Raw genomic sequence first — 5,559 nt, forward strand, 5'->3', positions numbered from 1 at the left:
GAGTATCGTCCGCAGATTGTAATTATGTCTCCCACTGCCGAAAGTGGCATTAGTATCGACTTAGCTGGATATTTTCAGACTCACTATCATTTTCATTTGGGTAATTTAGGCATCCTCAGCGGGTTGCAGTTTTTGGGCAGGTACAGGGATTTCTCCGCTCCCCGCGTGATTTTTTGTGAGGAAAAGGGACGGATTGACGATAATAATTCTAGCTCTGTAGAAAAGTGGGTGAAGGATAGTTTCGATCGTCGCGTCCAAGAGGATATTCAGCTAGCGTTGACCTTGCTCGATCTCAACTTAATCGCTGAAGCGACAGGAATTCTCTCCAGCTACTCCCAAACCGAAGATGTGTGGTTAAAGTTAGCGCACAAGTACAAAAGTAGTCTAAATGAGGAGATGAAGCACCTGCGCGAGTTGTTTGTCGAGGCGATGGTGGCAGATGGTTATCAGGTAACAGTCGATCCCCCAGAAATTGAGGGGTGTGACGATACTCAAGAGCTACTAGCTCAAGTCGAAATCGAGCGCAGAGTCGTCCAGTCGCGGCGGATCTATGATGCTCCAGATCTGACAAAAGTTGAGTATGAGTTGATTCGCCAGAATGCGAGTGCGAGCGAATATGACAGGTTACTGGCAAGTAAGCATTATCTTACTCACCAGCAGCTTCCTGGGGTAATGGAGACGGCTAGTTATTCTCCTGAGTTGATTCAGATAGTTAAGTACAATTATCAAACTTTAATCCAAGAACTAGAAGTCTACTATTATCTACAAAATCCTCACTTAGCCTACCGAGACAGATTGGCTGCATGGTTGCCAGCGATTAGCACTGGGTCGGTGTGGCTGCCCGACCGGATTAGCCGCTCTGTTTTACCGCTGGTAAATGCGGGTCGGAAGTTAGGGATACACGAACTACTCGATCGTGACTTTGGATTCGAGGAGATCGATCGGATTGCCAGTGCAATTATTGAGTCGCAAATTTACCGTTCGGCATTGCGGGTGAATATCGATGACAAGAAGCCACCAGAGCCAATCGAACTATTCAAACGAGTCATTAAAAAGTTTGGGTTAAAGCTTGATAAATTAGGAGATGACCAGTTCCAATTAATCCCAGTGGCAACATTAACGATCTCGCTCAATGGCGCACCTAAATACGATCTGTTGACTCCCGAACTGTGCGACCGGATTCGGGGGCTAGCGGGGTCTGAGTATCATAAGGATCGACTGGAGATGCGATCGCTTGGGAAAGCTCTTGCCGCAGTGGGGATCGTCGATCGAGCGGGGAGGATGCGTTCGATCGCGGGTGCGGCTCGGTATTTGGGATTATCTGTTTCATCTCGTCGCCATCGGAAGAAGGTCGATGGGGTGGGGAAGGTGATTCGGATTTATAGTTTTTACGCTCCAGGTATCTTGGGTGCCAAGGATCTCCATCCCATTTCGACGGCGATCGCTAATACTCAGGTGTATCCTACCGACAGATCGATCGAATTGAAGCATATTTATGAATGTGTTTCAACTCGATTGACTGCACTCGCCGAACGTCAGGCGACTCAGATTATCGATTGGCAAGCCGAGCGAATCCGCCTACAGAGTGAATTGTACGCACCGATCCAGGTCGATTCATTCGCTGATATAGATAAGATTAACCTGTCCCGTCGGCAATGTGGATCGTCCATTTTCACACTTGAAAATATCAAGTCTGTCGCACAATCTCTCTACTGCATTGCTAAGATGCCTATTCTGGAGCTACAACAAGCCTGGGGTGAATATCGATCGGTTATCGATGCTGACGTTATTGAGGTGGGGCTAGACCTATTGCGGGGTAAGTATTCGATGTTATTCGATCGGCTGAAGATCGCTTTTTAGCCAAGACGTTAACGGCTGCTCAAATTAATGAGCGATCTGGAGTAGCTGGAATATTGTGGATTACTCCGCTTTACTCCAAATTGGTGCTACTCTAATTAGCTGTGCGCTTGCTTTTTGAGCTTTCTCAAGTTCATCAGCAGCTTTCGATTGTAAATAAAGGCGATAGCATTGAGCCTGATACTCGTTTTCTATACCATGCTGTTCCATTGGTAAGTTAGTTCCCATTAGATAGGAAAGTGCTATTGCCTGTCTTCTTTCTGCTTTAATTCTACTTTTTCTGCCCATTTTAACCAATTTTAATTAGCTTGCTGATAATTCTATCTTAAATTTGTTCGAGCCTGTTGTTTTCTGCTATTTCAGCTAAAGTTCTCAAAGCATCGATCGGCTTCTCTAGTATTTATATTCACTATTTGTTCGCAAATATTTTTATCTTCAGTTGAATCGGGATGTTTTTCGGTCACTTCACGGCGATCGAAATAGTCCTCCATGTATTCGACAACCGCCACATCATCTGTTTCAAATAACCCATTGCGATCGCGGCGGAGGATATTTCTCGATAATGGCGTGAACTTTTGGATGCGTCTGAGGTAGTCTCGCTTGGCAATATCGCCGTGCCAGAGATGATATAGCCCACCCTTTACACAGCCAATTTTACCCTGGATGATGCTGTGAAACTCTCTACTCCAAGCTTCAATTTCATCTAAGTTATCGGTAAACGACTTAGCAATACAGGAATGGTTGATTTGTCCGGCTGCGGCATGGGCAATAATGTGATCTGCACCCCCAATTAAAGCGCGATCGTACAGCCGGATTTTATCTAATACCGCTCGTTTTGCTCCCCATGCAAACCCAACATGTCCGTGGCGATCGTAGGCTGGATCTTGCCATAAATCTGTATCTACAAAATTAGCACAAAAACTCCGCCATACTTTTCGATTTTCTTGGTTTGGAAGATGTAGTCGATCGAGTATACCCAAGTCAAAAGATGGCTTTAGCTCATCTTTTTCTAGGTGAATGCAGTATTTAAAGGGTTGAATAATATTATTTATCTGTAATTGCTTAACTCCCTCAACCATCCAATTTAGATTTGTGAAGATAATATCAGCATCTAACCAAAAAATATATTTAAAGTTTTGGGGCAGCGTCGAGATAATTTGATTGAGCAGGGCTTCTTTGTGCCAAAGTAAATCGCGGGTGTAGACTCTGGAAATATTAACATCTTCAGTTAGCTGTGGTTGAGCATCACCAATTACACATTCAACAATGCGATGATTGAGGTGCTTGATGCTATTGTAAAAATGATTAAAAAACTCTCGATCTTGTTACTAGCCGCGTTGTAACTTCTTCAATCTCAAGCTTATTGGTATTAAAAAGCTGAATCAGCTTTTTATTTTTGTTATACTCGTGCATGGCTGCCATGATTCGATCGAGTGAAGTATCTCTCGATACCAGCGACCTATCTCCCACTCCGTTAACTGAGAATAGTTGGTAAATAATCGATTGTTCTTGCATTTTTTGATGTTCCGAGTTTCCGATTTTAAATATTATTTGCCCGCAACTAGCGCAGAATTCCTTTACTCCAATCTTCTACAATCTCATATCCGATATATGTGCCAGTTGCTACAGGATTAACTACAGCTAATTTTACTAAAGCGTCAATATTTGGACTCAATAGTAATGATAGCTTGACGAATAAGATCGACGTAGTAATTAAACCCGACCCGATGATAATTTGTTCTAAAGAACTACTCGACGATCGCTCCTCTCTATCCTTCCTGTCGGGATAAACATCAGGTTCTGAAATTAGCTTAACAATTTGGTGGGTACCCAGATAGTTATCGATGGCAATGTAATAACTGCCTCGATTTTCACAGCAGTAAGCTCGGTCGAATTCAAAACAAGCTTCGATCGCATAAGCTAATGGAGCGTCGGCTTTATTATAGCGGTGCCGAGCGATTCCAAAGCCTGGGTAGTCGCTTTGTACTCGCTCCTTGGCATAGGCAATCTGGCAATCGTAACCAGCTAAATAAGCTCGTTGCAGGTCATCAGAACCACATAGCGAGATCCATTCTTCTTTCTCGCGCCGATGCTCCGCCATAATATTATCGATATTTTCAATATAAGCGTTCATCACAGTGCGGTCTTTTGCCTGACAAGGTTCGATTATCGCTCTAACAATCTGATATTTTTCCAGATAGTTATCGATAACTAGGAAGTGATTTCCAGCCGTAACCGCACAGTAAGATTCAGGTACTTCTATGGAAGCATTCAGGGCAAACTCTGGTGGGGTGTCCATCTTGAGATGCTTGAAGGTTGCCAATTCAAATCCTGGATAATCCCGACTTAGCCGTTCGTTTAGATAGCCGCGATTGCAATTGTAACCCGTTAAGTAAGCCTTTCTCAGGCAAGCAGAGCCATGCAGCTCGATCCATTTATCTTTATCCATTGTGGTAATCTAATTTTTAGGAAAGTATTGATGTAATAATAATGAAATTTCAACTAGCGATAAATACGTTCGATGCTGCCATTACCGCTTGGCAAACCATTGGCGAGATTGTGTTAATATCGCGTATCCAGCTATGTTGAAGTAATACGTTTGGAGACACTTCTACTTCTGCATACAGTTTAGCGTTCTGTTCGTACAAATGGAAGTTCAAAGAGACAGATGCTTGAATGTCTTTTTTAACCACTAAGCATCTTACTCTGCTATTAACTACTTGGCTTTGAAGAGTAACAGCGTAGACCCGATCTCCTGCTAGTAAATGGGACTTTCGATCGTTATTTTTCTGTGATGCACTAAGTTTTCTTTTCGCACTCATTTGAACCACCCAATCGGTTATTTACTCTCTTATTATACCCAATTATCTTGCTTGTATTAGCTATTAAAAATTTTATTTTAGAATGTATATTGTCGAATAAATTAGTTATACTAGTTACAATTTAAATTAAATTAAGCTTAGACACTTTAATTATGCGGTCTGTGAAACAAGAAGTAACTTGTAATGTTCTAGATTGAGTAGTGGTATTTATTTAATCTAAGTTGCTAAAGGAAGTGAAGGCGATCGCACTATTTCATGATTATTTTTGTTAAAGTGCAACTGAAGAGAATATTACAATCTGAATGGAAAATACGATAGCTTGTAGTCTGCCAGTATTGCGTTCTTATCAATCCAATTTAATCGATCGAATCTTCAGTCAATGGCAGGATCGAGATCGAGTCATGGCGGTGCTACCGACTGGGGGTGGAAAAAGTTTGTTGTTCGGCGCAATTACGGCAAATTTTGCCAATCAGGGTTTACGGGTACTTGCTTTAGCACATCGGGAAGAATTGGTAGTTCAAGGTGCAGGACATCTTCAGAACTGGATAAACACTCCGGTGGGGATTATCAAGTCCGGTCATAAATTTCAGCCAGAATTAGCCGTCCAGTTTGCTAGCGTCCAAACTGTTGTAAACAGGCTCGATCGCGTGGGTGAATTCGATCTAATTATTGTAGATGAGGCGCATCACTGTACCAGCGATACTTATTTGAGGATCTTCGAGCGATTTACCGCCGCTAAAATTTTGGGATTGACTGCTACCCCGATTCGGACGGATGGAAGTCCCTTCGACCATTTATTTAATTGCTTGGAGATTGGCGTTACTACCGCACAGTTGATTGCAGGTGGGTATTTGTCGCCCTATAAATTGTTCGTCGATCC

4 protein-coding genes and 1 pseudogene are annotated in these 5,559 nt (G+C 42.7%); 2 read left to right on the forward strand and 3 right to left on the reverse strand.

The window, feature by feature from the left end:
- Positions 1 to 1,860: pseudogene (locus ACEW9J_RS11295) on the forward strand (hypothetical protein); the annotation flags it as partial.
- 60 nt (positions 1,861 to 1,920) lie between these two features.
- On the opposite strand, the gene ACEW9J_RS11300 reads toward ACEW9J_RS11295, so the two are convergent.
- From ACEW9J_RS11300 to ACEW9J_RS11310, 3 genes are all read right to left on the reverse strand, one after another.
- The gene (locus ACEW9J_RS11300) at positions 1,921 to 2,145 is read right to left on the reverse strand and encodes a hypothetical protein (protein ID WP_373545221.1); all 225 of its coding nucleotides are present in this window, start codon (positions 2,143 to 2,145) and stop codon (positions 1,921 to 1,923) included.
- Positions 2,146 to 2,216: 71 nt separating this feature from the next.
- Positions 2,217 to 2,936: a hypothetical protein gene (locus tag ACEW9J_RS11305; RefSeq protein ID WP_373545222.1), complete on the reverse strand. Its 720-nt coding sequence runs from the start codon at positions 2,934 to 2,936 to the stop codon at positions 2,217 to 2,219.
- A 482-nt stretch (positions 2,937 to 3,418) separates the two neighbouring features.
- A complete protein-coding gene (locus tag ACEW9J_RS11310; RefSeq protein WP_373545223.1) occupies positions 3,419 to 4,306 on the reverse strand; it encodes a hypothetical protein in 888 nt (295 codons plus the stop codon).
- 675 nt (positions 4,307 to 4,981) lie between these two features.
- Between ACEW9J_RS11310 and ACEW9J_RS11315 the strand changes: the two genes are divergently transcribed.
- Positions 4,982 to 5,559 (forward strand): DEAD/DEAH box helicase (locus ACEW9J_RS11315; protein ID WP_373545224.1); only part of this gene is annotated, 578 nt, incomplete at its 3' end.

Source organism: Chamaesiphon sp. (genome assembly GCF_041737865.1).
Taxonomy (GTDB): domain Bacteria; phylum Cyanobacteriota; class Cyanobacteriia; order Cyanobacteriales; family Chamaesiphonaceae; genus Chamaesiphon.

Bases quoted from the DNA above. Each gene is read 5' to 3' on its own strand.
- ACEW9J_RS11300 (WP_373545221.1), bottom strand. From the start codon at position 2,145: ATGGGCAGAAAAAGTAGAATTAAAGCAGAAAGAAGACAGGCAATAGCA.
- ACEW9J_RS11305 (WP_373545222.1), bottom strand. From the start codon at position 2,936: ATGGTTGAGGGAGTTAAGCAATTACAGATAAATAATATTATTCAACCC.
- ACEW9J_RS11310 (WP_373545223.1), bottom strand. From the start codon at position 4,306: ATGGATAAAGATAAATGGATCGAGCTGCATGGCTCTGCTTGCCTGAGA.